This window comes from Nocardioides sp. F233 (assembly GCF_057813895.1).
In genome coordinates this window covers 812,822-839,205 of record NZ_JBVASH010000003.1, presented here as the reverse complement: position 1 = coordinate 839,205, position 26,384 = coordinate 812,822, and the positions used below count along the sequence as shown (strand labels likewise).

Genomic DNA, 26,384 nt, shown 5'->3' with positions numbered 1-26,384 from the left:
GCGGGGAGCTCAGAGCGTGAGGGTGAGGAAGACGCTGTTCGGGTCGAGGACGTAGCCCTCGAACGGGCCGCACTCGGTGAAGCCGCGGGTGACGTAGAGCGCGCGGGCCGGTGCGAAGTAGTCCTCGGTGCCGGTCTCCAGGCTGATCCGCCCGTGGCCGCGGTCGCGGGCCTCGGTCAGCACGTGGTCGAGCAGCAGCCCCGCCACTCCGCGGCGGCGGGCGGCCGTCGCGGTGCGCATCGACTTGAGCTCGGCGTGCTCGGCCGAGAGTCGCTTGAGGGCGACGCAGCCGAGCAGGACGTCGTCCTCCCGGGCGGTCCAGAAGGTGATCGTCGGCGCTGCCAGGGCGTCCGGGTCGAGGGCGTGCACGCTCTCGGCCGGCGAGGTCGCGTACATGTCCGCGAGGTGCTCCTCGAGCAGTCCGAGCACGTCGGGCCGGCGGGGGTCGTCGGTCGCGATCTGCATGCGCCGATCCTCCCGCACCTGGGGAGGCGGGCGTCAGTCGAGGCCGAGCTCGGTACGTCGTACCGACCACCGCTGGTCGAGGTCCGACATCTCGGCGAGCACGAACGCGAGGAACTCCCGCGACAGCCGGAGCCGGCGGTGGGCTGGGTCGTCCTCGCCGAGGTCGGCCAGACCGCGGTCGAGGGCGGCGATCAGCGGGGCGTAGAACTGGTCGAGGCGCGCGATCATGCCGTGCCAGGCGTCGTCGTCGACCACGAAGACGTCGCGCCGGGAGCCACGCTCGCGCTCGCGGCGGATCATGCCGATGCCGTCGAGGTAGCGCACCGCGCCGGAGACGCCGGCCGGGCTGACGCCGAGCCCGGTCGCGATCTCGGCGGCGGTCATCCGGCCGTCGGCGTCGACAAGGAGAGCGGCGAACACCCGCGACGGGAGCCGGGCCAGGCCGGTGCTGGTCAGGGCGCCACCCATCCGCTCCACGAAGGAGTCGCGCGACGCATCCGTGACCATGCATCCGAGTCTATACAAGATTCAGAAAATGCTGAAAGAGGTGCATGATGGAGACATGACGAGTCCCCTCATCGAGGTGCACGACCTCGTGAAGACGTTCGGCTCCTTCCGCGCCCTCGACGGGCTGGACCTGACCGTCGAGGCCGGCGAGGTCCACGGCTTCCTCGGCCCGAACGGCGCCGGCAAGTCGACCACCATCCGGGTGCTGCTCGGCCTGCTCCGCAAGGACGCCGGCGAGGTCCGGATCCTCGGCGGCGACCCGTGGCGCGACGCCGCGGCGCTGCACCGCCGGCTGGCGTACGTGCCCGGCGACGTGAGCCTGTGGCCCAACCTGAGTGGCGGTGAGATCGTCGACCTGCTCATCCGGATGCGCGGGGCCGACCCCGCGACCTCGCGGCGCGAGGAGCTGATCGAGCGGTTCTCGCTCGACCCCACCAAGCGCGGGCGCGCGTACTCGAAGGGCAACCGGCAGAAGGTCGCGCTCGTCGCCGCGTTCGCCACCGACCCGGACCTGCTCATCCTCGACGAGCCCACCTCGGGTCTCGACCCGCTGATGGAGCAGGTCTTCAACGAGTGCGTCGCGGAGCAGACGGGTCGCGGCGCGACGGTGCTGCTGTCCAGCCACATCCTCAGCGAGGTCGACCGCCTCGCTGACCGGGTCACCATCATCCGCGAGGGCAAGGTCGTCGAGAGCGGCCGGATCAGCGACCTGCGCCACCTCAGCCGGAGCAAGATCGTCGCCACGCTGAGCGGTACGGCGCCCGACCTCTCCGGCACGCCCGGCGTCCACGACCTCGCGGTCGCCGACGGCCAGGTCAGCTGCACCGTCGACCCCGACGGCCTCCCGACCGTCCTCGCTGCGCTGACCGCTGCGGGCGTCACCGCCCTCACCAGCACCCCGCCCAGCCTCGAGGAGCTCTTCCTCGACGCCTACCGGGACCGGGCCGGGGCCGGGCGATGACCGCGACCGGTTGGCGACTGCTGCTTCGCCTGGGCCTGCGCCAGGACCGGGTCCTCGCGCCGGTGGCGGTCGCCGTACTCGTCCTGATGAGCGGCGCGTCCGCCGCCGCCACCCCGGGCCTGTACGCCGACCAGGCCGACCGGGTCCGCGCCGCCGAGGCGATCAACGCCAGCCCCGCGATCGTCGCGCTCTACGGCCCGATCCTCGACGTCACCAGCGAGGGCGAGCTGGCGATGACCAAGATGACGGTGCTGTACGCCGTGTTCGTGGCCGTCCTGTTCATCGCGGTCGTGCGCCGCCACACGCGGGTCGAGGAGGAGACGGGCCGCACCGAGCTGATCGGTGGCACCGCCGTCGGCCGCCACGCGTCGCTGGTCGCCACGCTCCTCGAAGCGGTGCTCCTCGCCCTCGCGCTCGGTGTGCTGACCGCGCTCGGCAACACCGTGTCGGGGCTCGACGCGGCCGGGTCGCTGGCCTTCGGCGCGCTCTGGGCCGGCACTGCGTTGGTGGCCGCCGGCATCGGCGCCGTGACCGCGCAGCTGTCCGCCAGCGCTCGCACCTGCGCGGCGTACGCGGCCGGGGCGGTGGGCGTCCTGTTCGTGCTGCGCGCCGCCGGTGACACCGGTCCCGGGTGGTTGAGCTGGCTCTCGCCGCTCGGCTGGAACACCCAGGTCCGCGCGTACGGCGAGGTCCGGTGGTGGCTGCTGCCCTGCTACCTGCTCGTCGCCGGAGTGCTGGCCGCGACTGCCTTCGTGCTGCGCACGCGCCGCGACCTCGGCTGCGGTCTGGTGCCGACCCGGCCGGGTCCGCGGGCCGGTTCGACCCGGCTGGCCGACGCCTTCGCCCTCGCGGTCAAGGTCCACGCCACGACGCTCGCGCTGTGGTCGGTGGCTGCCGGGGTGCTGGGCGTCGTGTTCGGCATGATCGCGCCCGGCATCGGCGACCTGCTGGACTCCGAGGTCGCCCAGTCGATCATCGACGAGCTCGGCGGCGCACTCGTGGCGGCGATCCTGTCGATCGTCGCGGTCGTCCTCACCTACTTCGCCGTCACCGTGGTCAGCCACGCGGGCCGCGACGAGCAGGACGGGCGTGCCGAGCTGGTGCTCGCGACCGCGACCAGCCGCAGCGGGTGGTTCGTCGCATCGGCGGTGCTCGCGCTCGCCGGTACGGCGTGGCTGCTCGTCGTGACCGGGGTCGGCCTGTGGATCGGGTACGTCGCGGCGGACGGTCCCGGCATCGGCAACCTGGTCGTCGCGGCCCTGGCCTGGGTCCCTGCAGCCTGGGTGGTCGGTGCGCTCGCGGTCCTCTCGCTGGCCGCCGGGCTGCGCTGGTCGGCGCTGGTCTGGGCGTGGCCGGCGGCCTTCCTGACGCTCAGCCTGCTCGGCGACCTGCTCGACCTGCCGGGCTGGTTGACCGGCCTGTCGCCGTACTCCCACGTGCCGTCCCTGCCTGCCGACGGGTGGAGCTGGGGGAGTGCCGGTGGCCTGAGCGCGGTGGCAGCCGCGCTCCTCGTCGTGGCGTGGTGGCGGTTCCGCGAGCGCGACATCGGTTGAGGCCATGTCTCGCCGCTCCCCGGCGGCTACGCAGCGCGTCGCATCCGATCTGGCTGTGTTGGCGTCGCTCGAAGGGCGATCGAGCACGTCGTCGCTCCGCCGCCTTGCCAGATCGGCGCGACACGCCGCTCGCTACACCGTTGAGCGGCGAGACATGACCTAGTTTCAGCCGCATGTGGCAGCCCGAGCCCGACTGGGTGGCGCTCCCCGGAGGCACGGGGACGTCCACCGTGGGTGTGTGGCGGACCGCGCTCGGTGGGCGGCCCGTGGTGGTGAAGCGGCTCGGCGCACCGGCGCCGGGCGACCCGGTCGTCCTCTCCGAACGCACCCACGCCGGCTACTGGCGGCGCGAGGCCGACGTGCTGCTGACCGGCCTGACCGCCGAGACCCCCGGGCTGCGATCGGCCGGCGCCTCGGTCGAGGAGGACGACGAGGGCGTCACGATCGTCCGGGACTGGGTCGAGGACGCCGCGTCGAGCGGGCTGTTCCTCGCGCTGTCGCTGGGCCGGTTCGCCGGCGCCGGCCTCGGTGAGTCGGCGTTCCTGGCGACGTCCCTCCTGCGTGATCGTCTGGCCCGGGTCGCGCGGGCCGGCGGCTGGACCACCCTGGCCCGGACCACGGTCGCCGATGTCGCCGAGCACCTGTGGACCCACCGCGAGCGGATGCTTGCGCTGCTCGACACCCTGCCGCGGGTCCCGCAGCACGGTGACCCGACGGCGCTCAACGTGCCCGGCCGCGACGGTGACGACGCGCTCGCGATCGATTGGGGGACGCTCGGCCACGGCCCCGTCGGCGGCGACCTCGGCTACCTCTCCCTGTCGACGCGCGAGGAGTTCGAGCCGCTCCTCGACGCCTACCTGCTCGGCCTGCCCGACGCGATCGCCGACCGTGACAGCGTGGTGCTCGGTGCCCAGGTCGTGTCGGTCTACACCGCGCTCAACCGCGCCGAGTGGGCGCTGGCCCGCGTCGCGGGCGGCGAGGGCGCCCTCGCCGGCAAGTACCGCCACCCGGCGGTGGCGCCCCACCTGCGTGCGCTGCAGCGCACGTTCGGGCACATGGAGAACCTGCTGGCGCTGTAGGGCTCAGACCTTCGGTGCCGCGAACGTGTCGCAGGCCTCGAGGGTGCCCTCCTGGAAGCCGGTCATGAACCACTTCTGGCGCTGGGCCGAGGAGCCGTGGGTCCAGGCCTCCTCGTTGACCCGGCCGCCGGAGCGCTTCTGGATGTAGTCGTCGCCGACCGACTTGGCGGCGTCGATGGCCTGGTTGATGTCGTCCTGGGTGAGGTCGAGGATCAGCTTCTCGCCCGACGCGTCCTCGGTGGTGGTCGCGTGCTTGGCCCACATGCCGGCGTAGCAGTCGGCCTGCAGCTCGAGGCGTACGCCGTCGCTCTGCGGCCCGGTCTGCTGGCTGCGGACCTGCCCCATGTAGCCGAGCAGGTTGGAGATGTGGTGGCCGTACTCGTGGGCGAGCACGTAGAACTCGACGAAGCTGCCGTCGGGGCCGCCGAGCTGGCCCTCCAGGACGTCGTCGAAGAAGGTGGTGTCGAGGTAGATCGTCTCGTCGGTCGGGCAGTAGAACGGGCCGACAGCCGACGAAGCGGCTCCACAGCCGGTGTTCACGGAGCCGGTGAAGGTGACCACGGCCTTCTCCGGGCGGGACTTGCCGCCGAGCTCGGTGCCCCAGTAGTCGGTCAGCGAGTTCTCGATCGCGACCCGGGCACAGTCCTGGCTGTTGTTGGCGTCCTCGCCGGTCTTGCAGCCCGCGTAGCGGTCGGTGCCCTGCTGCTGGTCGCTGAGCCGCGAGGGCGAGTAGACGTTGCCGAGCCCGCCGGTGCCGCCGCCTCCGCTGAGCGGGTTGCCGCCGAGCAGGAGGGTCACGACCACGACGAGGATCACGCCGATGAGGCCGCTGATGCCGCCCTTGCCGGTCGGGATCGGGATGCGCATGCCGCCGCCACCGAGACCGCCGCCCATGCCACCGCCACCGCCGGAGCCGGCATCGCGTACCCGGGACTGGTCGAGGCGGGCCTTCGGATTGAATCGCACCACGTGCAGCACCCTAGGGCACACCACCGTCGTTTAGGGGGTGTCGAACGGGCGTGGGAGAATGGTCCCCTCATGATCACGGTGCACCAGCTCGAGGTACGCGTCGGTGCGCGGCTCCTCATGGAGAACGTCAGCTTCCGCGTCGGCCCCGGCGACAAGGTCGGCCTCGTCGGCCGCAACGGCGCCGGCAAGACCACCCTCACGAAGGTGCTCGCCGGTGACGCGCTGCCCGCGAGCGGTTCGGTCACGAACAGCGGCGAGCTCGGCTACCTCCCCCAGGACCCGCGCGTGGGTGACCCCGAGGTCATCGTCCGCGACCGGATCCTGTCCGCGCGGGGCCTCGACGACGCCGTACGACGGATGCGGGCCGCCGAGATCGCGATGGCCTCCGAGGACCCCAACGAGCGCGACAAGGCGTTCCGGAAGTTCCAGCGCGCCCAGGACGAGCTGGACGCCGGCGGCGGGTACGCCGCCGAGACCGAGGCGCTCCAGATCGCACAGAGCCTCGGCATCCCGGACCGGCTGATGGACCAGCCGCTCGGCACCCTGTCCGGTGGTCAGCGACGCCGCGTGGAGCTGGCCCGGATCCTGTTCTCCAGCGCCGAGGTGCTCGTGCTCGACGAGCCGACCAACCACCTCGACGCCGACTCGATCACGTGGCTGCGCGACTGGATGAAGTCCTACAAGGGCGGCTTCATCGTGATCAGCCACGACAACGACCTGCTCGAGGAGACCGTCAACAAGGTCTTCCACCTCGACGCCAACCGCTCGGTCATCGACGTCTACAACATGGGCTGGAAGAACTACCTCACCCAGCGCGAGACCGACGAGGCCCGCCGCAAGCGTGAGCTGATGAACGCCCAGAACAAGGCGAAGACGCTCACCGACCAGGCCAACAAGATGCGCGCCAAGGCCACCAAGGCCAGCGCCGCGCAGCAGATGCTCAAGCGCGCCGAGAAGCTCCTCGACGGTGTCGAGGGCGAGCGGCAGTCCGACAAGGTCGCGGCGATCAAGTTCCCGACCCCGGCCGCCTGCGGCAAGACCCCGCTGTCGGCGCACGACCTGTCCAAGTCGTACGGCGCCCTGGAGATCTTCACCGCCGTCGACCTGGCCATCGACAAGGGCTCGCGCGTGGTCATCCTCGGCCTCAACGGCGCCGGCAAGACCACGATGCTGCGCATCCTCGCCGGCGTCGACAAGCCCGACACCGGCGAGGTCGTCGCCGGCCACGGCCTCAAGGTCGGCTACTACGCCCAGGAGCACGAGACCCTCGACGTCACCCGGACGGTGCTCGAGAACATGCAGTCCTCCGCACCCGACCTCACCGACACCGAGGCCCGCTCGGTCCTCGGCTCGTTCCTCTTCTCCGGCGACGACGTCCACAAGCAGGCCGGCGTCCTGTCCGGTGGCGAGAAGACCCGCCTCGCCCTTGCCTCGCTCGTGGTGTCGGCTGCCAACGTGCTGCTCCTCGACGAGCCCACCAACAACCTCGACCCCGCCTCGCGCGAGGAGGTGCTCAGCGCGATCCGCCGCTACGAGGGCGCGATCGTGCTGGTCACCCACGACGAGGGCGCCGTCCACGCGCTGGAGCCGGACCGGGTGCTCATCCTTCCCGACGGCGTCGAGGACCTGTGGAGCCCGGACTACGCCGACCTGGTCGCGCTGGCCTGACCGCACTGGTACCGCATCAGGTACCATTGCTGTGAAGGAGGTGTGACGTGGACGTCGACACCCGTGAGGTCACCGCGCAGATGCAGGAAGCCCTGCGACGGAGCGGCCTGAGCCTGCGGGGTTTCGCCGCCGCTCTCGGTACCTCCCACTCGCGCCTGTCCTCCTACCTCAAGGGGACTGCCAGCCCGTCTGCGGCGCTGTTCGTTCGTGCGTGCCGGATCGGCGCCGCCCTGGGCGAGGCCAGGGAGCAGGGCTGGCTCACCCCGGACGCGGCCCACCGGGTGCTCAGGAGCGCGACGGACTCGGGTGACGAGCAGTGGGCGTTCAAGCTCGCCACGCAGGCCCGAGACCAGGTGCGCGAGATGCTCGCCTCGCCAGGCGCCCCGGCCGACGCGTGGGATGCGAGTCCCGGTATGAAGCAGGTCGACCGGTGGGGCGCGCTGCTTGCTGCGTTCATCGCTCATGAGTTCCAGGCGGCCGGCCGGCCGGCACCTGCATGGACCGACGTCGGTCTGAGCGAGGAGTGGGTCAAGTCGAACCTCCTCCTCGACGACGCGGAGATCCGCGACGCGACTCCGCACTGGCTCGCGGAGCGCGGGATATACATCGCCGAACGGGACCTGGCGACCGCGTGAGCCCCGTCGTCGAGCTCGACCGTGAGCACCTCCGGAGACTGCTTGCCGAGCTCGACCACAAGCTGGCCGCCCGAGGGGTCGCTGCAGGTGTCTACATCGTCGGTGGTGCGGCCATCGCGCTGACCGTCGCGGAGCGTCGCGTCACGGTCGACGTCGACGCCATTGCCACGGACGTCATCGTCTACGAGGAGGCGGCGGCCATCGCGCGGCGCCACGGCCTGCCTCTACGGTGGCTCAACCCGGGGGCCACCCCGTGGGTCCCTCCCCGCCCGCCGACGTCGCTGCCGACGGCGCCGGGACTGTTGGTCGAGTACGCTCCGGTCGAGCACCTGCTGGCGATGAAGATGGTCGCCATGCGGGAGCGCGACTACGCCGACATCGCCGCGCTCGCCGCAGCGCTGGGCCTGGCGGACGGTGCGGTGGGCGACTTCGCCGAGCTGCTCCGCGCGGCGTACGTCGACGCAGAGACGCTCGAGATGGCACTCGGGATCCGCCGTGCTGAGGATCTCGCTGCAGAGGTCGAGGCCGTGGCGACCAGCGTGGTGCGGATCGTTCGCCACTTCCTCGCTTCGGACGACTGAGTGAGCCAGCGTCGTCGTACCCGCCATTCGGGTCCTCAGCTCAGCCAGATCACGACCCGAATGCCGGGTACGACGCACAACAGGCACCCCTCACGCACTCACTCGCTCATTCGCTCGCGATCGCGTCCAGCACGTCCAACCGGCTCGCCCGGACCGCGGGGATGACGGCGGCCAGCACGCCGACCACGATCGCCACGACGAGGAACGCGAGCAGCTGGCCGAGGGGGAGGCCGAGGCTGCTCAGGTCGTCGGAGAGCGAGCGCTGGAGCAGGATGCCGATGAGCAGGCCGAGGACCATGCCGAGCACGGCGCCGAGGACGGCGATGGCGACCGACTCCAGGGTGATCATCCGGCGTACCTTGGCGCGGCTCATGCCGACGGCCCGCAGCAGGCCGATCTCGCGGGTGCGCTCGATGACGCTGAGGCCGAGGGTGTTGATGATGCCGATGACGGCGATCACGATGGCCAGGGTCAGCAGGCCGTAGATGATGTAGAGCAGCTGGTTGACCTGGTCACGGATCTGGTCGGCGAAGCCCTGCTTGTCGAAGACGCCCACGATCGGGGCGGAGGCCGCGGCGGCGTCGACGGCGTCGCGCACCTTCGTCTTGTCGGCACCCGGGTCGATCAGGACGCTCAGCGTCGAGTCCTGGCGCAGTACGCCGGCCGCCACCAGCTGGTCGAGCGGGATGCTGATCTCGGAGGTGGTGTCGGCGGACTCGACGATGCCCGCGATCTTCAGGTGCAGCGTCGTACCGCCCTGGAAGCCGAGGTCGAGCGGGTCGCCCACCTTCACGCCGAGCGAGGTGGCCAGCGTGCGGAAGACGACTGCTTCGCCGCCGGTCGGTGAGGCGACGCCCGAGACCACGTCCTGGTGGTAGATCTGTGCGTACTCCGCGTCGTTGCCGGCCACGGTGACGGTGTCGCCCTTGCGCGGTCCCGAGGCCAGGTGGGCCGCGGTCCACTGCTGGCGACTGACGACGGCGACGCCCGGTACCTTCGCGACCTTGTCTCCGATCTCGGTCGAGAACGGCAGGAAGTTCGAGTTCTGCACCAGCAGGTCGGCGGTGAACTGCTCGTCGACCACGTCGTCGACCGAGGCGTTGAGCGACGATGCGAGGACGCCGATGGTGGAGACCAGGGCGAGGCCGATCATCAGTGCGGAGGCCGTGGCGCCGGTACGACGGGGGTCGCGCAGTGCGTTCTCCCCGGCCAGGCGCCCGGTGGTGCCGAACACGCGACCGAACAGCGAGCGGCACAGCGCGAGCACCGGCTTGCCGACGACCGGGCTGATCGCGGCGACGGTGAGGATCCAGATCACCGCACCCACGCCGATCCACGCGGCGTCCGAGCCGGGGGCTCCGGCGACGCCGACGGCCGCGAACCCGGCGCCGATGACCAGCAGCACCGCCCCGATGAGCGTCCGACGACGCAGCGACCCGCGCTCGGGTACGACGTCCGCACGCATCGCCGCCACTGGCGCCACCTTCGCGCCCCGCCGGGCGGGCAGGTAGGCGGCAGCCATCGTGACGCCGACGCCGACGACGTAGCTGGTGACGATCGCGCGCGGGGTGAGGTCGAGCGCCTTGCTGGCGATGTCGAGCCCGATCGAGCGGAACATCGCGGCGAGGCCCCGGGCCAGCACCAGGCCGAGTCCGATCCCGGCCGTCGTGGCGACGAGCGCCAGGACGAACGCCTCGAGCAGCACCGAGCGGGTCACCTGCCCGCGCCCGGCGCCGAGGGCGCGCAGCAGGGCGAGCTCGCGGGTGCGCTGGGCGACGAGGATCGAGAAGGTGTTGACGATGATGAAGCCGCCGACGATGACGGCGATGATCGCGAACACCAGCAGGAAGGTGCTGATGATCCCGAGGAAGGTGCCGACCGCGTCCTGCGACTCCTTGGCCACCTTGTCGCCGGTGACCGCTTCGAACCCGTCGGGCAGCACCTTCCGTGCGGCGGCGGCGAGCTGCTCCTGCGTCACCCCGTCGGCCGCGGTGAGGCTGATCTGGTTGAAGGCGTCCTTGCCGCCCAGGAACAGTGCCTGCGCCTCCTGGGTCGTGAAGACCAGCAGGGTCGCGCCCGCCGTACCGCCGCCGTTGAACTCCGCGGTGCCGACCAGCTCGGCGGTGCGCTCGAGCGTCCCGAACGGCGCGAGCAGCTTCACCTCGTCGCCGACCCGGTAGTCGCCCGCCTTCGCGGCGCCCTCGTCGAGCACGATCTCGCCGGGCCCCGCTGGCCACCGACCGGAGGTCAGCAGCAGCGCGCGCTCGCCGTCCATGTTGGGGCCGTCGGTGTGGTTGAACGCGAGCGTCGGCGCGCCGGTGCCGCCCACCAGGGTGCCGTCGCTGGCGAGCAGGCTCATCCCGAAGCCGGCGACGTCGCCGTCGGCGCGCGCTACCTGCGGCAGGGCCTTGAGCCTGGCCACGTCGTCAGGAGTCAGCGCCCGGCTGCTCTGGCCGGAGACGCCGCCGTCGAAGGACGCGGTGTCGGTGGCCCGGACGACGCCGTCGGGCGTCGAGCCGTGGATGATCCCGTCGAAGGTGGTGGAGAGCCCGTGGCTGAACACCAGGACGCCGGACAGGAACGCCACACCGAGGATGATCGACAGCCCGCTCATGACGAGCCGCACCTTGCGGGCGAACAGGTTGCGCAGGGTCAGGCGAAGCACGTCATCTTCTCCAGGATCGCCTCGCGGTTGGGCTCGCGCAGCTCGTCGACGACCCGGCCGTCGGCGAGGAACACGACCCGGTCGCAGTACGACGCCGCGACCGGGTCGTGGGTGACCATCACGATCGTCTGGTCGAACTCGTCGACGCTGCGGCGCAGGAAGCCGAGCACCTCCGCGCCCGAGGTGCTGTCGAGGTTGCCGGTCGGCTCGTCGGCGAACACGATCGAGGGCTTGCTGACCAGCGCCCGCGCGCAGGCGACCCGCTGCTGCTGGCCACCGGACATCTGTGAGGGGCGGTGACCGAGCCGGTCTCGCAGCCCGACCGCGTCGACGACCGTGTCGAACCAGGCCTGGTCCGGCTTGCGACCGGCCAGGCTGAGGGGGAGCAGGATGTTCTCGCGCGCGGTGAGCGTCGGTACCAGGTTGAAGGCCTGGAAGACGAAGCCGACCTGCTCACGGCGCAGCGCGGTCAGCGCCTTGTCGCGCAGCCTGGAGAGCAGGACCTCGCCGATCTGCACGTCGCCGGACGTCGGGGTGTCGAGGGCAGCCAGGCAGTGCATGAGCGTCGACTTGCCCGAGCCCGACGGCCCCATGATCGCGGTGAACTCGCGGGCGCCGATGTCGAGGGAGACCCCGTCGAGCGCACGGACCTCCGAGTCGCCCGATCCGTAGCGCTTGTGGAGGTCGATGGCCCGGGCCGCGACGGGGGCCGGCGAGGCGAGCGGGGTGTCGGGCGTCATGGTCCCCACCTTGCCCGATCGAGCCACCCGGCGGCATCAGGAAACGCCCCGAGGCACCCCTGAGCCCGGCGCCCCGGTCAGGGCCGGCAGCAGGAGGCTGGAGTCGCCGAACTCGTGCCACAGGTAGCCGCCGCGGGTCGCGGCACCGTAGGCACGCTGGGCGAGTGCTGCCCCTGCGACCGCCTCGACCAGCAACAGGTGGGACGCGCCCGGGTCGTGCCACCCGGTGACCAGGCCCTCGACGACCTGGGGAGGGTCCCCGGGCGTGACGACCCGGGTCGTCCAGCCGGTGGCGGCGGCCACGACGCCCGGTGACCCGGCCACCACGGCCGACTCCAGTGCACGCGTCGCCGACGTGCCGACGGCGACGACCCGGCGACCCCGGGCGCGGACCAGGTTGACCAGGTCCGCCGTGGCCGCGGGTACGACGAACCGCTCGGCCTGCGGCGCCTCGCCGGCCTCCTGCGAGGACACGCCGGTGTGCAGCGTCACGGGAGCGACGAGCACGCCCCGGGCGACCAGCCGGGTGACCAGCTCGGCCGTGAACGGTCGCGCCGCGGACGCCATCTCGGCGCTGCCCGGGACCCTTCCGAACACGGTCTGGTAGTCCGAGAGCGGATAGCGCTCGTCGAGGTAGCCGTAGGCGATCGGGCGGCCGTAGCGGCCCGCCGTCCGTCCGAGCGGCGAACCGCTCCACGTGGCGCGCCAGAGCCGGTTGCCGACACCGGTCGGCGAGGAGGCCGTCGGGTACGGCGCCCGCAACCGGAGCACGGTCCGCCCTGCCGCGACGTCGATCAGGTCACCCGCCTGCGCGTCGAGGACGCTCCGGTCGGCGTCGGGCGCCCGGCGTACCTCCACCACCCAGGTGCCGTCGTCGAGCGGGGTCGCGACGTGGACCACGACCGCCCCGTGCCGGTCCGAGACGCCGTCGAGCGCGCCGGCGACCGTGGCGGAGTCGTTGACCACGAGCAGGTCGCCCGCCGACAGGTGGTCGCCGATCCTGTCGAAGCGGGTGTCCACGACTCCCGCCGACGCGTCGGCGACCAGCAGGCGCACCCCGTCGCGGGCGATCCCCCGACGCTCGGCCGGGCCGCCGGCGTACGTCGCGCGCGGCGCCTCGAACCGGACGGCAGGGCTCTCGTCGAGCAGGCGCACGGCTCAGCCCCCTGCCGGGACCGGCACCGTGATGTCGGCGGCCCGGTAGCGGCCGGACGGCGGCCGCTGGTCGAGGAGCGCCAGGAGGTGCGGGACGACCGTCTCGGGCAACGGCCGGTCGGAGATGTCCTCGCCGGGGAACCACTCCTGGTGCATGCGCGTGCGCATGTCGCCGGGATCGACGGCGTAGGCACGGATCCCGGGGTGCTCGGCGGCGAAGGTCATCGTGAGGTGGTCCAGCGCCGCCTTCGAGGCGCCGTACAGTCCCCATCCCTCGTAGTGCTCCAGCGCGGCGTCCGAGGAGATCGACAGCAGCGTCCCGCCCGAGGCGGCGAGGTCGCCGACGAAGAGCCCCGTGATGACGATCGGCGCGCCGACGTTGTGCCGCCAGACGTGCTGCAGGTCGTCCGGCTGGACGTCGGCGAGCTCGCGCCGACGGGTCGTGCCGGACGCCGGCCCGAGGACCCCGGCGTTGTGGACCAGCAGGTCGAGGCGTCCCCGGGCGCGGACGGCCGCGACCAGCTGGTCGCGGTGTGCGGCGTCGGTGAGGTCGCCGGGGATGGCCGTGGCGCTGTCGGCCCACGGCCGGGCCGCCGCCGCGAGCGCGTCGGCGTCGCGTCCGTCGGTGATGACGTGCCAGCCGGCCGCGACGAGTCCGTCGGCCAGCGCCCGGCCGAGGCCCCGGCTTCCGCCGGTCACCAGTGCGACGTGGGTCATGGGAACTCCTTGCTCGATAGGTGGAGCCACCATCGTCGAACCTGAAGTGCGCTTGAGGTCAAGGGTGATGTGCCAGAGTTGCCCCATGGCGAGCTTTGTGGGGGCGATCGACCAGGGCACGACGAGCACCCGGTTCATGGTCTTCGACCACAGCGGCACCGAGGTCGCCCGGCACCAGCTCGAGCACTCGCAGATCCTGCCGCGGGCGGGCTGGGTCGAGCACAACCCGATCGAGATCTGGGAGCGGACGTCCGCAGTGGTGCAGACAGCGCTCGCGAAGGCGCGACTCGGCGCCGAGGACCTCGCGGCCGTCGGCATCACCAACCAGCGCGAGACCACGATCGTGTGGGACCGCCGCACCGGACGCCCGCTGTCCAGTGCGATCGTCTGGCAGGACACCCGCACCGACGCGATCGCGGCCGCCCTGGACCGCGACGGTCGCGGCGACGTGATCCGGCACCGCGCCGGGCTGCCCCCGGCGACGTACTTCTCCGGCGGCAAGCTGCAGTGGATCCTCGAGAACGTTCCCGGCGCCCGTGAGGCGGCCGAGCGTGGCGACGCCCTGTTCGGCACGCCGGACACCTGGGTCCTGTGGAACCTCACCGGCGGCCCGGACGGCGGCGTGCACGTCACCGACGTCACCAACGCCAGCCGCACCATGCTGATGGACCTCGAGACCCTCGACTGGGACGACGAGCTGCTCGGCTTCTTCGGGGTGCCGCGCGCGATGCTGCCCGAGATCCGGGAGTCGTCGGCGACCACGCCGTACGGCGTCACGCGGGCCAACGGCCCCTTCGGCGGCGAGGTGCCGATCACCGGCATCCTCGGCGACCAGCAGGCGGCCACGGTCGGGCAGGTCTGCTTCGAACCCGGCGAGGCCAAGAACACCTACGGCACCGGCAACTTCATGCTGCTCAACACCGGCACCGAGATCGTCCGCTCCAAGTCCGGGCTGCTGACCACGCCGGCCTACCAGCTGGGTGACGAGCCGTGCGTCTACGCGCTGGAGGGCTCGATCGCGGTGACCGGGTCGGCCGTGCAGTGGCTGCGCGACCAGCTCGGCATCATCAGCGGCGCGGGGGAGTCGGAGTCCCTGGCGCGGCAGGTCGATGACAACGGCGGCGTCTACTTCGTGCCCGCGTTCTCCGGCCTGTTCGCGCCGTACTGGCGCTCCGACGCGCGCGGCGCGATCGTCGGGCTCTCGCGGTTCAACACCAACGCTCACGTGGCAAGGGCCACGCTGGAGGCGATCTGCTACCAGTCGAGGGACGTGATCGAGGCGATGACGGCCGATTCCGGGGTGGAGCTGGAGGTGCTCAAGGTGGATGGTGGCGTGACGTCGAACAGCCTGTGCATGCAGATCCAGGCCGACGTGCTCGGCGTACCCGTGTCCCGTCCGGTGGTGCCCGAGACGACCGCGCTGGGCGCGGCGTACGCCGCCGGGCTGTCGGTCGGCTACTGGCACGACACCGACGAGCTGCGCCAGAACTGGCGCGAGGACACCCGTTGGGAACCCCAGTGGGACGCCGAACGCAGGGACGCGGGCTACGCCCAGTGGCAGAAGGCAGTGCAACGCACGCTCGACTGGGTGGAGGTGCCCTGATGAGCCCCGCCGCCCTGTCCCCACGAGCCCGCAGCGCCGCCCTCAAGCGACTGGCGACCCAGCAGCTCGACGTCCTCGTCATCGGCGGCGGTGTCGTCGGCAGCGGTGCGGCCCTCGACGCCGCCACCCGCGGCCTGTCCGTCGGCCTGGTCGAGGCCCGTGACTTCGCCTCCGGTACGTCGAGCCGCAGCTCCAAGCTCGTCCACGGCGGCCTGCGCTACCTCGAGATGCTCGACTTCCGCCTGGTCGCCGAGGCGCTCAAGGAGCGGGGTCTGCTGATGCAGCGGCTCGCCCCGCACCTGGTGCGCCCGGTGCCCTTCCTCTACCCGCTGACCGGGCTGGGCTGGGAGCGCTGGTACGCCGGCGCCGGCGTCGCGATGTACGACGCCATGTCCAAGGCCAGCGGATACGGCGACGGGATGCCGGTCCACAAGCACCTCACCCGGCGCGGCGCCCGCAAGGCGTTCCCGTCGCTGCGCAAGGACGCCCTGGTCGGTGCGATCCGCTACTACGACGCCCAGGTCGACGACGCCCGGCACACCATGTTCCTGGCCCGCACCGCTGCGACGTACGGCGCCGCGGTCGCCTCCCGCACCCGTGTCGTCGGCCTGATCAAGGAGAGCGAGCGGGTGGTCGGGGCGGAGGTGGTCGACCTCGAGACCGGCCACCGGTTCGACATCCGCGCCTCCCAGGTCATCAACGCCACCGGCGTCTGGACCGACGAGACGCAGGCGATGGCGCGCGAGCGCGGGCAGTTCAAGGTCCGCGCCAGCAAGGGCATCCACCTCGTGGTGCCGCGCGACCGGATCCGCGGCGAGACCGGCCTGATCCTGCGCACCGAGAAGTCGGTGCTCTTCGTGATCCCGTGGAAGCGGCACTGGATCATCGGCACCACCGACACCGACTGGGAGCTCTCCAAGGACCACCCGGCGGCGAGCAGCAGCGACATCGACTACCTGCTCGAGCACGTCAACCAGGTCTTGGAGGTGCCGCTCACCCGCGACGACGTCGAGGGCGTGTACGCCGGCCTGCGCCCGCTCCTCGCCGGCGAGTCCGAGGCGACGTCGAAGCTCTCGCGCGAGCACGCGGTGGCCCACAGCGTCCCGGGACTCGTCGTCGTGGCGGGTGGCAAGTACACGACGTACCGCGTCATGGCCGCGGATGCGGTCGACGAGGCCGTGCACGGGTTGGAGACCGTGCTCGGGCGGAAGGCGGGGGAGTGCGTGACCGAGACGGTGCCACTGGTCGGTGCCGACGGCTACCAGGCGCTGTGGAACCAGCGCCGCGCCCTCGCCACCCAGTCGGGGCTGGCGATCAACCGGGTCGAGCACCTGCTGGGGCGCTACGGCTCGCTGGTGCTGGAGGTGCTCGACCTGATCGCCGCCGAGCCCGACCTCGGTGAGCCGCTGCCCGGGGCCGAGGACTACCTGATGGCCGAGGCGGTGTACGCCGTCACCCACGAGGGCGCCCGGCACCTCGACGACATCCTGACCCGGCGGTTGCGGGTGTCGTTCGAGACCTTCGACCGGGGAGCCGCGGCGGCGCCGTACGTCGCCGACCTGGTGCGTGGACACCTGCGCTGGGACTCCGACCAGCACACCCGCGAGCTGCAGCACTACCTCAAGCGGGTGGAGGCGGAGCGTGAGAGCCAGCGGCAGCCCGACGACCACACGGCCGACGCGGCGCGCAAGGGCGCGCCGGACGTCGTGCCGGTGTCGCGGGTGGCCGAATCGATCGAGACCCTGGAGAGCTCCTGATGGACCTGCAGCTGAAGGACCGCGTCTACCTGGTCACCGGCGGCACCCGCGGCCTGGGCCGCGCGACGGCCGAGGCGCTGGTCGCCGACGGCGCACGCGTGGTGGTGTCGGGGCGGCACACCGACTCCGTGGAGGCGACCGTCGCGGCGCTGGGCGGGCCCTCCAGCGCGGTTGGCGTGGTCGCCGACAACGCGGACCCTGGGACACCGACCCGGCTGATCGCGGCCGCGCACGACGCGTGGGGCCGGGTCGACGGCGTGCTGATCAGCGTCGGCGGACCGCCGGCCGGCCTGATCACCCAGATGACCGACGAGCAGTGGACCGCTGCGTTCGGGTCGGTGTTCCTCGGCGCGGTCCGGCTGGCCCGCGAGGTCGGCGCCGTGCTCGGCGACGGCGGATCGATCGCGTTCGTGCTGTCCAGCAGCGTGCGCCAGCCGATCCTCGACCTCGCCATCTCCAACGGTCTGCGCCCGGGGCTGGCGATGGCCGCGAAGACCCTCGCCGACGAGCTCGGTCCGCGCGGCATCCGGGTCAACGGCCTGCTGCCGGGGCGCCTGGCGACCGAGCGGGTCGCCGAGCTGGACGCCGGCAGCGGCGACGCCGACGCGGCCCGGGAGCGGGCCTCGCAGCAGATCCCGCTGCGGCGCTACGGCCGGCCGGAGGAGTTCGGGCGGGTGGCCGCGTTCGTGCTGTCGCCGGGGGCGTCGTACCTGTCCGGGGTGATGCTGCCCGTCGACGGCGGGATGCTCCGCTCGCTCTGAGGCGGGACCTGGGGCCGGGTCTGCGGCTTGCGTGAGAACGGTCCGCCGGAGCGGCGCTTGGTGCCGACCCGCTCGCCCCGCGGCCCGAGCTTGCGCTCGTCCCAGGCGAGGTAGCCGAAGCCGCCGACGGCGAGCACCCCGAAGAACCACCACTGCAGGCCGTAGAAGAAGTGCGGCCCCTCACCGAGGTCGGGGAGCTCGACGGCGGCGAGCTCCTTGGCCGGCTTCGGGTCCTCCGACTTCAGCGCGACGAATCCGGTGAAGACCTTGCGGTCGATGGCCTTGCCGATCGGACCGCTGGCGATGGCGCGCGTCGAGTGGTCGTCGACCCCGGTGCTGCTGCCGCTGCCGTCGGCGCGGACCCAGCCGGTCACGGTCACCTCGCCGGCCGGGGGTGCGGGCAGCTCGGCGCCCTTGATCACAGGGTTGTCGGTGCCGAACCAGCCGCGGTCGACCAGGAGCGTCGTACCGTCGGCCGTGACGAGGGGTACGACGACCTCGACGCCCGGGTAGCCGTTGCGGGTGCGGTAGCGAACCACCACGGTGTCGTCGCGGACGTACTCCCCGGTGGCGCTGACCAGGCGCCACTCGTCGTCCTCGGCGACCTTCCGGCCGGGCGCGAGGACCTCGGTGACGTCGACCGGGTCGCGCACCTCGTTGGCGCGGATGATGGCGTTCTCCTGCTTGCGGTCGTCGAGGCGGCCGAACTGCCACTCGCCGAGCCACCACGTGGCCCAGCCGACCAGGATGATGGCGAGGAAGAACAGCACCCAGCGGCGACTGACCAGGAATCGCCACGAGGAGAACCAGGAGAACACGGGACAACGGTAGCCACGGTCCGTTCGGCGCCGGGCACCAGCCGGCAGCCAACCAGCCTGCCACCTAGACTGGAGGCGTGCAGCCTCTCATCGACCAGCACGGACGAGTCGCGACGGACCTCCGGGTCTCGCTCACCGACCGCTGCAACCTGCGCTGCACCTATTGCATGCCCCCCGAGGGCCTCGACTGGATGCCCACCGACGAGCAGCTCACCGACGACGAGGTCGTCCGGCTGATCGGCATCGCGGTGACCCAGCTCGGGGTCGACGAGGTCCGCTTCACCGGCGGTGAGCCGCTGGTGCGCCGCGGGCTGGTCGACATCGTGCGCCGGGTGCGTGCGCTCGACGCCGACGTCGAGATGTCGATCACGACCAACGCCCTCGGCCTGGCGAAGACCGCACAGGCGCTGGCCGACGCCGGCCTGAACCGGGCCAACGTCAGCCTCGACACGATCCGCAGCGACACCTTCCACGAGATCACCCGCCGCGACCGGTTCACCGACGTCGTCGAGGGCCTCGCCGCCGCCGAGGCCGCGGGTCTGGGCCCGGTGAAGGTCAACGCGGTGCTGCTGCGCGGTGTCAACGACGACGAGGCTCCCGAGCTGCTCGCCTGGTGCCTGGAGCGCGGCTACCAGCTCCGCTTCATCGAGCAGATGCCCCTCGACGCCCAGCACGGCTGGGACCGGGCCTCGATGGTGACCGCCGACGAGATCCTCTCGTCGCTGTCCGCCGTCTACCGGCTCTCGCCGGCCTCCGAGCCGCGGGGGAGTGCGCCCGCCGAGCTCTTCCGCGTGGACGACGGCCCCGCCACCGTCGGCATCATCGCCTCGGTCACCCGCCCCTTCTGCGGCGACTGCGACCGGGTCCGGCTCACCGCCGACGGCCAGGTCCGCAACTGCCTGTTCGCCCGCTCCGAGTCCGACCTTCGCCTGGCGATGCGCGCCGGGGCCACCGACGACGAGCTGGCGTCGCGGTGGCGCGCTGCCATGTGGGGCAAGCTCCCCGGCCACGGCATCGACGACCCGACGTTCCTGCAGCCCGACCGGCCGATGTCGGCGATCGGCGGCTGATCAGCCCTGCTCGTGGGGGACGGTGTCCTTCAGGAATCCCCGCGCGCCGAGGAACGCCTCGAGCGACTCCCGGTGATCGGCGCAGGCGAGCCAGGTCTTGCGGCGTTCGGGCGTGTGCAGCTTGGGGTTGTTCCAGAGCAGCTGCCACACGGCCGGCTGACGACAGCCCCTGGCCGAGCAGAGGTCAGGCTCCATGCCCACCCTGCTCGAGCTGGCGCTGCGCGTCGCCCCCACCGGTGAGGGGCAGCTCGCTGCTGCGGCTGTCACCGGCGTTGGCCATCACCACGGCGACGTACGGCAGCACGATCGCGCCCGCGATCAGGATCGGCCACAGCCAGTGGATGCCGGCCGCGCCGCTGATCGCGGCGCCGATGAAGCACAGGGTCCGGATCGTCATCGCGATGACGTACTTCTTCTGCCGCCGGGCCAGGTCGTCCTGAGGGCTGGAGCCGGCCGTGGTGATCCGGATGGCGTCCATGCCCTCAGCCTACGCCGGTGCCTGCGTGAGTACGCTGCTGGCATGTCGAACCGCACCTACCGCGTCAGCGAGATCGTCGGCACGTCGCCCGACGGGATCGACCAGGCCGTCCGCAACGGCGTCGAGCGCGCCGGCCAGACCCTGCGCCACCTCGACTGGTTCGAGGTCAGCCAGGTGCGCGGCCAGATCAAGGACGGCGCCGTCGAGCACTTCCAGGTGACCATGAAGATCGGCTTCCGGCTCGAGGACGACGAGTAGGTCAGGCTCGATTCGCCGGCGGCCTGATTTGGCGGGTCTTGCCTCGGGTGCGGCGCCGTGGCGTTGCGGTTTGGTCCCAAACCGCAACGCCAGGACCCGAATCGCTGCGGTTTGGGACCAAACCGCAGCATGTGCGACCCAGCTGATCCGGCCCCGTTTGTCGGGGTCCTACAACGCACAGCCGGGATCTTGGTGCCCGCCGCCGGAGAGGTCGGGCCACTCGCGGCACTAGCGTCACAGAGCGTGAGCCAACCACGTTCCGTCCTCGTCACCGGAGGCAACCGCGGCATCGGCCGCGCGATCGCCGAGGCCTTCATCGCCGCTGGCGACAAGGTCGCCGTCACCACCCGCAGCGGAGGCGCCCCGGAGGGTGCGCTCGAGCTCAAGGCCGACATCACCGACCCGGCTGCCGTCGAGGCCGCGTTCGTGGCCGCCGAGGAGGCGCACGGCCCGATCGAGGTGCTCGTCGCCAACGCCGGCATCACCAAGGACACCCTGGTGCTGCGGATGTCCGAGGACGACTGGTCCTCGGTCATCGACACCAACCTGACGGCCTCCTTCCGCCTGGCCAAGCGTGCCGCCAAGGGCATGCTGCGCCAGAAGAAGGGCCGCATCATCTTCATCTCCAGCGTGGTGGGCCTGCTCGGCTCGCCCGGCCAGGTCAACTACGCCGCCTCCAAGGCCGGCCTGGTCGGCATGGCGCGCTCGCTGGCGCGCGAGCTCGGGCCGCGCTCGATCACGGCGAACGTCGTGGCGCCCGGGTACGTCGACACCGACATGACCGCGGTGCTGACCGACGAGCAGAAGGAAGGGATCCGCAACCAGGTCCCGCTGGGTCGGTACGCCGACCCGACCGAGGTCGCCGGGGCGGTGCTGTGGCTCGCCAGCCCCGAGGCGGCGTACGTGACCGGCGCGGTGATCCCCGTGGACGGCGGACTGGGAATGGGGCACTGAAATGACCGGAATCCTCGCAGGCAAGAACATCCTCGTCGCGGGTGTCACCCTCGACACCTCGATCGGCTTCGCGGTCGCGAAGTTCGCGCAGGAGCAGGGCGCCACCGTCCTCGTCTCCAACTTCGGCCAGGCGCTGCGGATCACCCGCCGCATCGTCAAGCGGCTCCCCGAGCTGCCGGCCGTCATCGAGCTCGACGTCACGGACGCCGAGCACCTGGCCGCCCTGCCGGACGCCGTCCGCGAGGCCCTCGGCCCGGACGCGAAGCTCGACGGCGTCGTGCACTCGATCGCCTACGGCAACCCCGAGACCCTGCTCGGTGGCAAGTTCCTCACCGGCCCGTGGGAGGACGTCGCCCAGGCCGTCCAGGTCTCGGCGTACTCCCTCAAGTCGCTCGCCGTCGCCTGCCGTCCGCTGATGAGCGAGGGCGGCTCCGTCGTGGGCCTGACCTTCGACGCCAGCGTCGCGTGGCCGGTCTACGACTGGATGGGCGTCGCCAAGGCGGGCCTCGAGTCGTGCGCCCGCTACCTCGCCCGCGACCTCGGTGGCGACGGCATCCGGGTCAACCTGGTCTCCGCCGGCCCGCTGCGCACGCTCGCGGCCAAGGCGATCCCCGGCTTCGAGGACCTCGAGTCGATGTGGTCGACCAAGTCGCCGCTCGGGTGGGACAACACCGACCAGGAGCCGACCGCCAAGGCCGTCTGCGCCCTGCTGTCGGACCTGTTCCCGGCCACCACCGGCGAGATCGTCCACGTCGACGGCGGCTTCCACGCGATGGGCGCCTGAGTCACCTCGCTCCGTCCGTACGACGGGCCCACCACTGCGCCGCGAGCGTGAGCAGGGCCCACACCACGACGACGATCCCGACCTCCTCGAGCACGTACCACGGCCACGGCCCGAGGAGGTCGAGGATCGACGTCCGCGGCTTCCTGATGAGATAGCCGTAGTTCGTGTCGGCGACGACGTCGAACGCGTACGTCGTCACGGCCCACCCCAGCGTGACGGCGACGGCCGCGCGGTAGTCACGCCAGCGTGGAGCCTTGCGCAGCCCGACCACCAGGTAGACCGCTGACCACACGATCAGCAGGTGCAGCGCCCAGAACGCGAAGTACCGCGGGTGCGGGAAGTCCTCGTTCAGCGAGGGCGTGACGACGCCCTGGATCGTGAGCGTGAGTCCCCAGAAGTAGGTCAGCGTCACCGGCAGCGGCCGGTGCGTCCACAGCGCCCACGTCGCTGCGATCCACGCCAGGTCGCACAGGTGCAGCGGCAGGGTCACGTCGAGGTCGAAGTTGACCAGCAGGTCGACCACCTGGAGCGGCACCGTCGCGACCGGGACGAGCAGTGCGCAGGTGCGGCTGAACCCGCTCGGGTGGTCGTACGCCGCATCCCGGCGCCCCAGCAGCACGGCCACCACCAGCCCCACGGCGAACACCGCCAGCGGCACCAGATGGGTGGTTCCGTACTGCGTCATGCGTAATACGATGCCCCGGTGGAGAAGCAACGGCTGCTCGTCGTCGTCCGACACGCCAAGGCCGAGCAGTTCGCCCCCTCCGACGTCGAACGCGTGCTGAGCGACCGGGGCCGGGACGACGGTCGCGCCCTCGGCGGGTGGCTCGCCGGGGCGGGGATCACCCCCGACGTCGCCTACGTCTCCTACGCCGCCCGCACCCGCGAGACCTGGGACGTCGTCGCCGGCGGCGCCGGCTGGGACCTCGCCCCGCAGATCGACGGCAACCTCTACGGCACCGACGAGGCCGGCGTCCTCGAACTGGTGCACAGCACCCCCGACGACGCGTCGACCGTCATCGTGGTCGGCCACAACCCGACCATGGCGATGCTCGTCCAGCTCCTCGACGACGGCGAGGGGAAGGCGTCAGGTGAGGTCGAGCTCGGGAGCTTCCCGACCAGCGCTGCGGCGGTGTTCTCGGTCGAGGGGACCTGGGACGACGTCGTCCCCGTGGGCTGCCGGCTGCTGGCGTTCCACGTCGGGCGGGGCTAGGCGCGGGCTTGGTGCGCTTCGTGAGGAACTCACGGTGTCTGTCTGGCCGTCGCTTCGCACCGGCATGTCGCGCCGCCTCTTGACGCCGTTTCTTCCTCCCCCGCGCAGAAACGGCGGGCGGCGCGACGGAACCACGCTCGGGTTGGTGTGGGCTCAGACCGGAGGCGCTGGCGTGACGATGCCGGCGGCCGCGTCCGCGGCCTCGACCTCCTCGCGGGTGATGCCGAGCAGGTACATGATCGCGTCGAGGTACGGCACGTTCAGCGCCGTGTCCGCGGCCTCCCGGACGACCGGGCGGGCGTTGTAGGCGATGCCGAGGCCGGCGGCGGCGAGCATGTCGAGGTCGTTGGCACCGTCGCCGATGGCGATCGTCGCGTCCTCGGGTACGCCGAGGTCGGCGGCGAACTCCCGCAGCGCGGTGGCCTTGCCGGCCCGGTCGACGACGGCACCCACGACCTCGCCGGTGAGCTTGCCGTCGACGATCTCGAGGGTGTTGGCGCGGGCGCGGTGGATGCCGAGGTCCGCGGCCAGGCGGTCGGTGATCTGGCTGAAGCCCCCGGAGACGATGGCGAAGCGGTAGCCGAGGCGGCGCAGGGTGCGGACCATGGTGCGGGCGCCGGGGTTGACGACGATGGCGTCGTACACCTCGTCGAGGACCGACGCGTCGAGGCCGGCGAGCAGCTTCACCCGGGCGCGCAGCGACTGCTCGAAGTCCAGCTCGCCGCGCATCGCGCGCTCGGTCACGTCGGCCACCTCGGCGCCGAAGCCGGCGTGCTGGGCGAGCATCTCGATCACCTCGCCCTGGATCAGGGTCGAGTCGACGTCCATCACGATCAGCCGTACGCCGTGGCGCAGCAGGTTCGCGGGCTGGACGGCCACGTCGATGCGGTGGGCCGCGGCGTCGACGGCCAGCAGCTCGCGCAGCCGGTCGGGCCGGGCGCCGGAGACGTCGAGCTCGAGGGCGGTGACGGGATAGCGCGCCATCCGCTCGATCCGGTCGATGTTGCCGCCGCAGTCGGCGATCCGGCCGGCGATGGCGGCCATCGCGGAGGCCTTGAGCGGAGCGCCGATGACGGTGACGTGGGCGCGGTCCTGGTGGCGGGAGCGGTTGTCGCCCGAGCCCTTCTCGATCTCGACGGTCATGCCGAGCGCCTCGACCGTCGACTCGAGCTGGCTGCGCAGCTTCTTGCGGTCGCGCGGCGCGGTGACCAGTACGCCGAGGACCAACCGGCCGCGCATCAGGATCTGCTCGAGGTCGACGACGCTCACGCCGAAGCCGGCGAGGCTCTCCAGGACCGTGGAGGTGACGCCGGGCCGGTCGGCGCCGGTGACGGTGATCAGGAGGGTGTCGTCCGCTGCATCGTGAGGGCTCATCGCGGGGTGCAGGCTACCGCTGCGCGGCCCCAGCTCACGCCGGTGGCCAACCGTCGGGCGAGCACGCCGCGGTCAGCGCGTGCCGAGCGGCCCGCTCCAGCGGCTCCAACGCCGCCCGGCGGATGCCCGCCTCACCCACCGACAGCGCCCCGCCGTCGTCGCGCAGCGCGAGCTCGACGACCGCCTCGAGGTGCAGCGCCCGCCCGGCGAGGTCGACGCAGCGAGGCGGCGTACCCGCAGGAGCGGGCAGGGGTACGGCGGTGCGCAGGTCGTGCAGCTCGTCGGCGACCACCGGCTGCCACCGGGCGACGTCGAGGTCGGCGAGCAGGTTGGCTGCCGTGAGCAGGACCGAGCGCAGCTGCCGGTCGGCGTCCCCGAGGTCGGGCGGCGGTCGGCGCTCGGCGGGCAGCACGGTCCACTCGACCGCGCGTCCGACCTGGCGGGGGACCAGGCCCGCCCCGGGAAGCAGCACCACCTCGCCCGCCTCGACGGCTGCTGTCGTCAGCTCCCGCGGCCCGCGCAGTCCGGCCGGATCACCCGGCGCGGGGAACGCCGCGGCGACCCCGTCGGCGCCGGCGTTGCGCGCGGCAGCCAGCTCGAGCAGCAGCGACGACGGCCCGTCGGCGGCGCTCACGACATGGGTCACGTCGTCGCCGTGGACGGCGTCCAGCACCTCGTCGGGGCCCACCAGTCCGCGCAGCCAGGCGGTTCCCCACCACGCGAGCCGGGCCGAGACGGGAAGTGCGCTCACCCGCCGACCCTACTGCCCGCCGACTCGTTAAGGTGGCTCGCATGTCCGCCGTGCTCGAGCTCGCCGAGGTGTCCGTGCGACGAGGGCAGTCCATCCTGCTCGACCGGGTCAGCTGGGTGGTTCGCGAGGGCGAGCGCTGGGTCGTGCTCGGCGCCAACGGAGCCGGCAAGACCACCCTCATGCAGATCGCCGCGGCCCAGCTGCACCCGACGTCGGGCGCCGTCGGTCTGCTGGGCGAGCTGCTCGGCACCGTCGACATCTTCGAGCTCCGTCCCCGCATCGGCGTCTCCAGCGCCGCGGTCGCCGAGCAGATCCCGCGCAACGAGACCGTGCGCGACCTGGTCCTGACCGCGTCGTACGCCGTGCTCGGCCGCTGGAACGAGGCGTACGACGCCGTCGACCACGACCGCGCCGACGGGCTCCTGCGCGAGGTCGGCGTGGCTCCGCTCGCGGACCGCACCTACGGCACCCTGAGCGAGGGCGAGCGCAAGCGGGTCCAGATCGCCCGGGCGCTGATGACCGACCCCGAGCTGCTGCTGCTCGACGAGCCGGCCGCGGGCCTGGACCTCGGCGGCCGCGAGGACCTGGTGTCCACTCTCTCGGTCCTCGCCTACGACCCGTTGTCGCCCGCGACCGTGCTGGTGTCACACCACGTCGAGGAGATCCCGCCGGGGTTCACCCACGTGCTCATGCTGCGGGCCGGCCGGGTGGTCGCGGAGGGCCCGATCGCGGAGACCATGACCGCCGAGGCGTTGTCGGCCACCTTCGGGATGCCGCTGGTGCTCGAGCACCACGACGGGCGGTACGCCGCGCGCCGCAAGCAGCACCACCGAGGCTGAGATAGAAGGCTCTCAACTAGAGTTGAGGC

28 protein-coding genes are annotated in these 26,384 nt (G+C 72.1%); 15 read left to right on the top strand and 13 right to left on the bottom strand.

Going from position 1 to position 26,384, the window contains the following annotated elements; genetic code table 11:
* Positions 1-9 precede the first annotated feature (9 nt).
* Both ACZYRU_RS15430 and ACZYRU_RS15425 read right to left on the bottom strand, forming a co-directional pair.
* Positions 10-465 (bottom strand): GNAT family N-acetyltransferase, encoded by a 456-nt coding sequence (locus tag ACZYRU_RS15430; RefSeq protein WP_488957974.1) that lies wholly within the window; start codon positions 463-465, stop codon positions 10-12.
* A 33-nt stretch (positions 466-498) separates the two neighbouring features.
* A complete protein-coding gene (locus ACZYRU_RS15425; protein WP_488957973.1) occupies positions 499-972 on the bottom strand; it encodes a GbsR/MarR family transcriptional regulator in 474 nt (157 codons plus the stop codon).
* Positions 973-1,027: 55 nt separating this feature from the next.
* On the opposite strand from ACZYRU_RS15425, the gene ACZYRU_RS15420 reads away from it, so the two are divergent.
* The 3 genes from ACZYRU_RS15420 to ACZYRU_RS15410 all read left to right on the top strand — a co-directional run bounded on the left by ACZYRU_RS15420 (position 1,028) and on the right by ACZYRU_RS15410 (position 4,565).
* The gene (locus ACZYRU_RS15420) at positions 1,028-1,933 is read left to right on the top strand and encodes an ABC transporter ATP-binding protein (RefSeq protein WP_488957972.1); all 906 of its coding nucleotides are present in this window, start codon (positions 1,028-1,030) and stop codon (positions 1,931-1,933) included.
* Complete coding sequence (locus tag ACZYRU_RS15415) at positions 1,930-3,486, top strand: ABC transporter permease (protein WP_488957971.1); 1,557 nt, start codon at positions 1,930-1,932, stop codon at positions 3,484-3,486. The genes ACZYRU_RS15420 and ACZYRU_RS15415 overlap by 4 nt, the downstream gene beginning before the upstream one ends.
* A 173-nt stretch (positions 3,487-3,659) precedes the next feature.
* Positions 3,660-4,565 carry a phosphotransferase gene (locus tag ACZYRU_RS15410; protein WP_488957970.1) on the top strand — a complete coding sequence of 302 codons (906 nt, stop codon included), beginning with the start codon at positions 3,660-3,662 and terminating at the stop codon, positions 4,563-4,565.
* A gap of 3 nt (positions 4,566-4,568) precedes the next feature.
* Here ACZYRU_RS15410 and ypfJ read toward each other — a convergent pair whose 3' ends face one another.
* A complete protein-coding gene (gene ypfJ / locus ACZYRU_RS15405) occupies positions 4,569-5,531 on the bottom strand; it encodes a KPN_02809 family neutral zinc metallopeptidase (RefSeq protein WP_488958085.1) in 963 nt (320 codons plus the stop codon).
* 72 nt (positions 5,532-5,603) lie between these two features.
* Here ypfJ and ACZYRU_RS15400 point away from each other — a divergent pair, with 72 nt between their 5' ends.
* Genes ACZYRU_RS15400 through ACZYRU_RS15390 form a run of 3 tightly spaced genes read left to right on the top strand, consistent with a single transcriptional unit; the run spans position 5,604 to position 8,418 of the window.
* Positions 5,604-7,202, top strand: a complete 1,599-nt coding sequence (locus ACZYRU_RS15400; RefSeq protein ID WP_488957969.1) for an ABC-F family ATP-binding cassette domain-containing protein — start codon at positions 5,604-5,606, stop codon at positions 7,200-7,202.
* A gap of 47 nt (positions 7,203-7,249) precedes the next feature.
* Entirely contained in the window at positions 7,250-7,837 is a 588-nt protein-coding gene (locus ACZYRU_RS15395) for a helix-turn-helix domain-containing protein (RefSeq protein WP_488957968.1), read from the top strand.
* A complete protein-coding gene (locus tag ACZYRU_RS15390) occupies positions 7,834-8,418 on the top strand; it encodes a hypothetical protein (RefSeq protein WP_488957967.1) in 585 nt (194 codons plus the stop codon). The genes ACZYRU_RS15395 and ACZYRU_RS15390 overlap by 4 nt, the downstream gene beginning before the upstream one ends.
* Positions 8,419-8,524: 106 nt before the next feature.
* Here ACZYRU_RS15390 and ACZYRU_RS15385 read toward each other — a convergent pair whose 3' ends face one another.
* Genes ACZYRU_RS15385 through ACZYRU_RS15370 form a run of 4 tightly spaced genes read right to left on the bottom strand, consistent with a single transcriptional unit; the run spans position 8,525 to position 13,695 of the window.
* Positions 8,525-11,083: an ABC transporter permease gene (locus ACZYRU_RS15385; protein ID WP_488957966.1), complete on the bottom strand. Its 2,559-nt coding sequence runs from the start codon at positions 11,081-11,083 to the stop codon at positions 8,525-8,527.
* Positions 11,071-11,823 carry an ABC transporter ATP-binding protein gene (locus tag ACZYRU_RS15380; RefSeq protein ID WP_488957965.1) on the bottom strand — a complete coding sequence of 251 codons (753 nt, stop codon included), beginning with the start codon at positions 11,821-11,823 and terminating at the stop codon, positions 11,071-11,073. Before ACZYRU_RS15380 ends, ACZYRU_RS15385 begins: the two co-directional genes overlap by 13 nt.
* A 36-nt stretch (positions 11,824-11,859) precedes the next feature.
* Complete coding sequence (locus ACZYRU_RS15375; RefSeq protein WP_488957964.1) at positions 11,860-12,978, bottom strand: S-adenosylmethionine:tRNA ribosyltransferase-isomerase; 1,119 nt, start codon at positions 12,976-12,978, stop codon at positions 11,860-11,862.
* A gap of 3 nt (positions 12,979-12,981) precedes the next feature.
* Complete coding sequence (locus tag ACZYRU_RS15370; RefSeq protein ID WP_488957963.1) at positions 12,982-13,695, bottom strand: SDR family NAD(P)-dependent oxidoreductase; 714 nt, start codon at positions 13,693-13,695, stop codon at positions 12,982-12,984.
* 85 nt (positions 13,696-13,780) lie between these two features.
* Between ACZYRU_RS15370 and glpK the strand changes: the two genes are divergently transcribed.
* From glpK to ACZYRU_RS15355, 3 genes are read left to right on the top strand one after another with little or no spacing between them, the layout of a single operon-like run.
* Positions 13,781-15,298, top strand: a complete 1,518-nt coding sequence (glpK, locus tag ACZYRU_RS15365) for a glycerol kinase GlpK (protein WP_488957962.1) — start codon at positions 13,781-13,783, stop codon at positions 15,296-15,298.
* On the top strand, positions 15,298-17,055 hold the full coding sequence (locus ACZYRU_RS15360) for a glycerol-3-phosphate dehydrogenase/oxidase (protein ID WP_488957961.1): 1,758 nt from the start codon (positions 15,298-15,300) through the stop codon (positions 17,053-17,055). The genes glpK and ACZYRU_RS15360 overlap by 1 nt, the downstream gene beginning before the upstream one ends.
* Complete coding sequence (locus ACZYRU_RS15355; protein WP_488957960.1) at positions 17,055-17,816, top strand: SDR family oxidoreductase; 762 nt, start codon at positions 17,055-17,057, stop codon at positions 17,814-17,816. The genes ACZYRU_RS15360 and ACZYRU_RS15355 overlap by 1 nt, the downstream gene beginning before the upstream one ends.
* On the opposite strand, the gene ACZYRU_RS15350 is transcribed toward ACZYRU_RS15355, so the two are convergent.
* Positions 17,702-18,634 carry an SURF1 family cytochrome oxidase biogenesis protein gene (locus ACZYRU_RS15350; RefSeq protein ID WP_488957959.1) on the bottom strand — a complete coding sequence of 311 codons (933 nt, stop codon included), beginning with the start codon at positions 18,632-18,634 and terminating at the stop codon, positions 17,702-17,704. The genes ACZYRU_RS15355 and ACZYRU_RS15350 overlap by 115 nt on opposite strands.
* Before the next feature lie 77 nt (positions 18,635-18,711).
* On the opposite strand from ACZYRU_RS15350, the gene moaA reads away from it, so the two are divergent.
* Entirely contained in the window at positions 18,712-19,704 is a 993-nt protein-coding gene (gene moaA / locus ACZYRU_RS15345; RefSeq protein ID WP_488957958.1) for a GTP 3',8-cyclase MoaA, read from the top strand.
* On the opposite strand, the gene ACZYRU_RS15340 is transcribed toward moaA, so the two are convergent.
* Positions 19,705-19,899, bottom strand: coding sequence for an acetone carboxylase (locus ACZYRU_RS15340; protein WP_488957957.1), 195 nt, complete (start codon positions 19,897-19,899; stop codon positions 19,705-19,707).
* On the bottom strand, positions 19,889-20,182 hold the full coding sequence (locus ACZYRU_RS15335; RefSeq protein ID WP_488957956.1) for a DUF3099 domain-containing protein: 294 nt from the start codon (positions 20,180-20,182) through the stop codon (positions 19,889-19,891). Before ACZYRU_RS15335 ends, ACZYRU_RS15340 begins: the two co-directional genes overlap by 11 nt.
* 42 nt (positions 20,183-20,224) lie before the next feature.
* On the opposite strand from ACZYRU_RS15335, the gene ACZYRU_RS15330 reads away from it, so the two are divergent.
* The 3 genes from ACZYRU_RS15330 to fabI all read left to right on the top strand — a co-directional run bounded on the left by ACZYRU_RS15330 (position 20,225) and on the right by fabI (position 22,178).
* Positions 20,225-20,440, top strand: a complete 216-nt coding sequence (locus ACZYRU_RS15330) for a dodecin (RefSeq protein WP_488957955.1) — start codon at positions 20,225-20,227, stop codon at positions 20,438-20,440.
* 243 nt (positions 20,441-20,683) lie between these two features.
* Positions 20,684-21,394, top strand: coding sequence for a 3-oxoacyl-ACP reductase FabG (fabG, locus tag ACZYRU_RS15325; protein WP_488957954.1), 711 nt, complete (start codon positions 20,684-20,686; stop codon positions 21,392-21,394).
* Position 21,395: 1 nt separating this feature from the next.
* On the top strand, positions 21,396-22,178 hold the full coding sequence (gene fabI / locus ACZYRU_RS15320; RefSeq protein ID WP_488957953.1) for an enoyl-ACP reductase FabI: 783 nt from the start codon (positions 21,396-21,398) through the stop codon (positions 22,176-22,178).
* Between the two features lies 1 nt (position 22,179).
* On the opposite strand, the gene ACZYRU_RS15315 is transcribed toward fabI, so the two are convergent.
* Positions 22,180-22,863 (bottom strand): YwaF family protein, encoded by a 684-nt coding sequence (locus tag ACZYRU_RS15315; RefSeq protein ID WP_488957952.1) that lies wholly within the window; start codon positions 22,861-22,863, stop codon positions 22,180-22,182.
* Positions 22,864-22,881: 18 nt separating this feature from the next.
* Between ACZYRU_RS15315 and ACZYRU_RS15310 the strand changes: the two genes are divergently transcribed.
* Positions 22,882-23,391: a SixA phosphatase family protein gene (locus ACZYRU_RS15310; protein WP_488957951.1), complete on the top strand. Its 510-nt coding sequence runs from the start codon at positions 22,882-22,884 to the stop codon at positions 23,389-23,391.
* A gap of 153 nt (positions 23,392-23,544) precedes the next feature.
* Here the strand turns inward: ACZYRU_RS15310 and serB are convergent, their stop codons facing one another.
* On the bottom strand, positions 23,545-24,765 hold the full coding sequence (gene serB, locus ACZYRU_RS15305) for a phosphoserine phosphatase SerB (RefSeq protein WP_488957950.1): 1,221 nt from the start codon (positions 24,763-24,765) through the stop codon (positions 23,545-23,547).
* Positions 24,766-24,799: 34 nt separating this feature from the next.
* Positions 24,800-25,516, bottom strand: coding sequence for a hypothetical protein (locus ACZYRU_RS15300; RefSeq protein WP_488957949.1), 717 nt, complete (start codon positions 25,514-25,516; stop codon positions 24,800-24,802).
* A 41-nt stretch (positions 25,517-25,557) separates the two neighbouring features.
* Between ACZYRU_RS15300 and ACZYRU_RS15295 the strand changes: the two genes are divergently transcribed.
* On the top strand, positions 25,558-26,355 hold the full coding sequence (locus ACZYRU_RS15295) for an ABC transporter ATP-binding protein (protein ID WP_488957948.1): 798 nt from the start codon (positions 25,558-25,560) through the stop codon (positions 26,353-26,355).
* Positions 26,356-26,384: the final 29 nt, after the last annotated feature.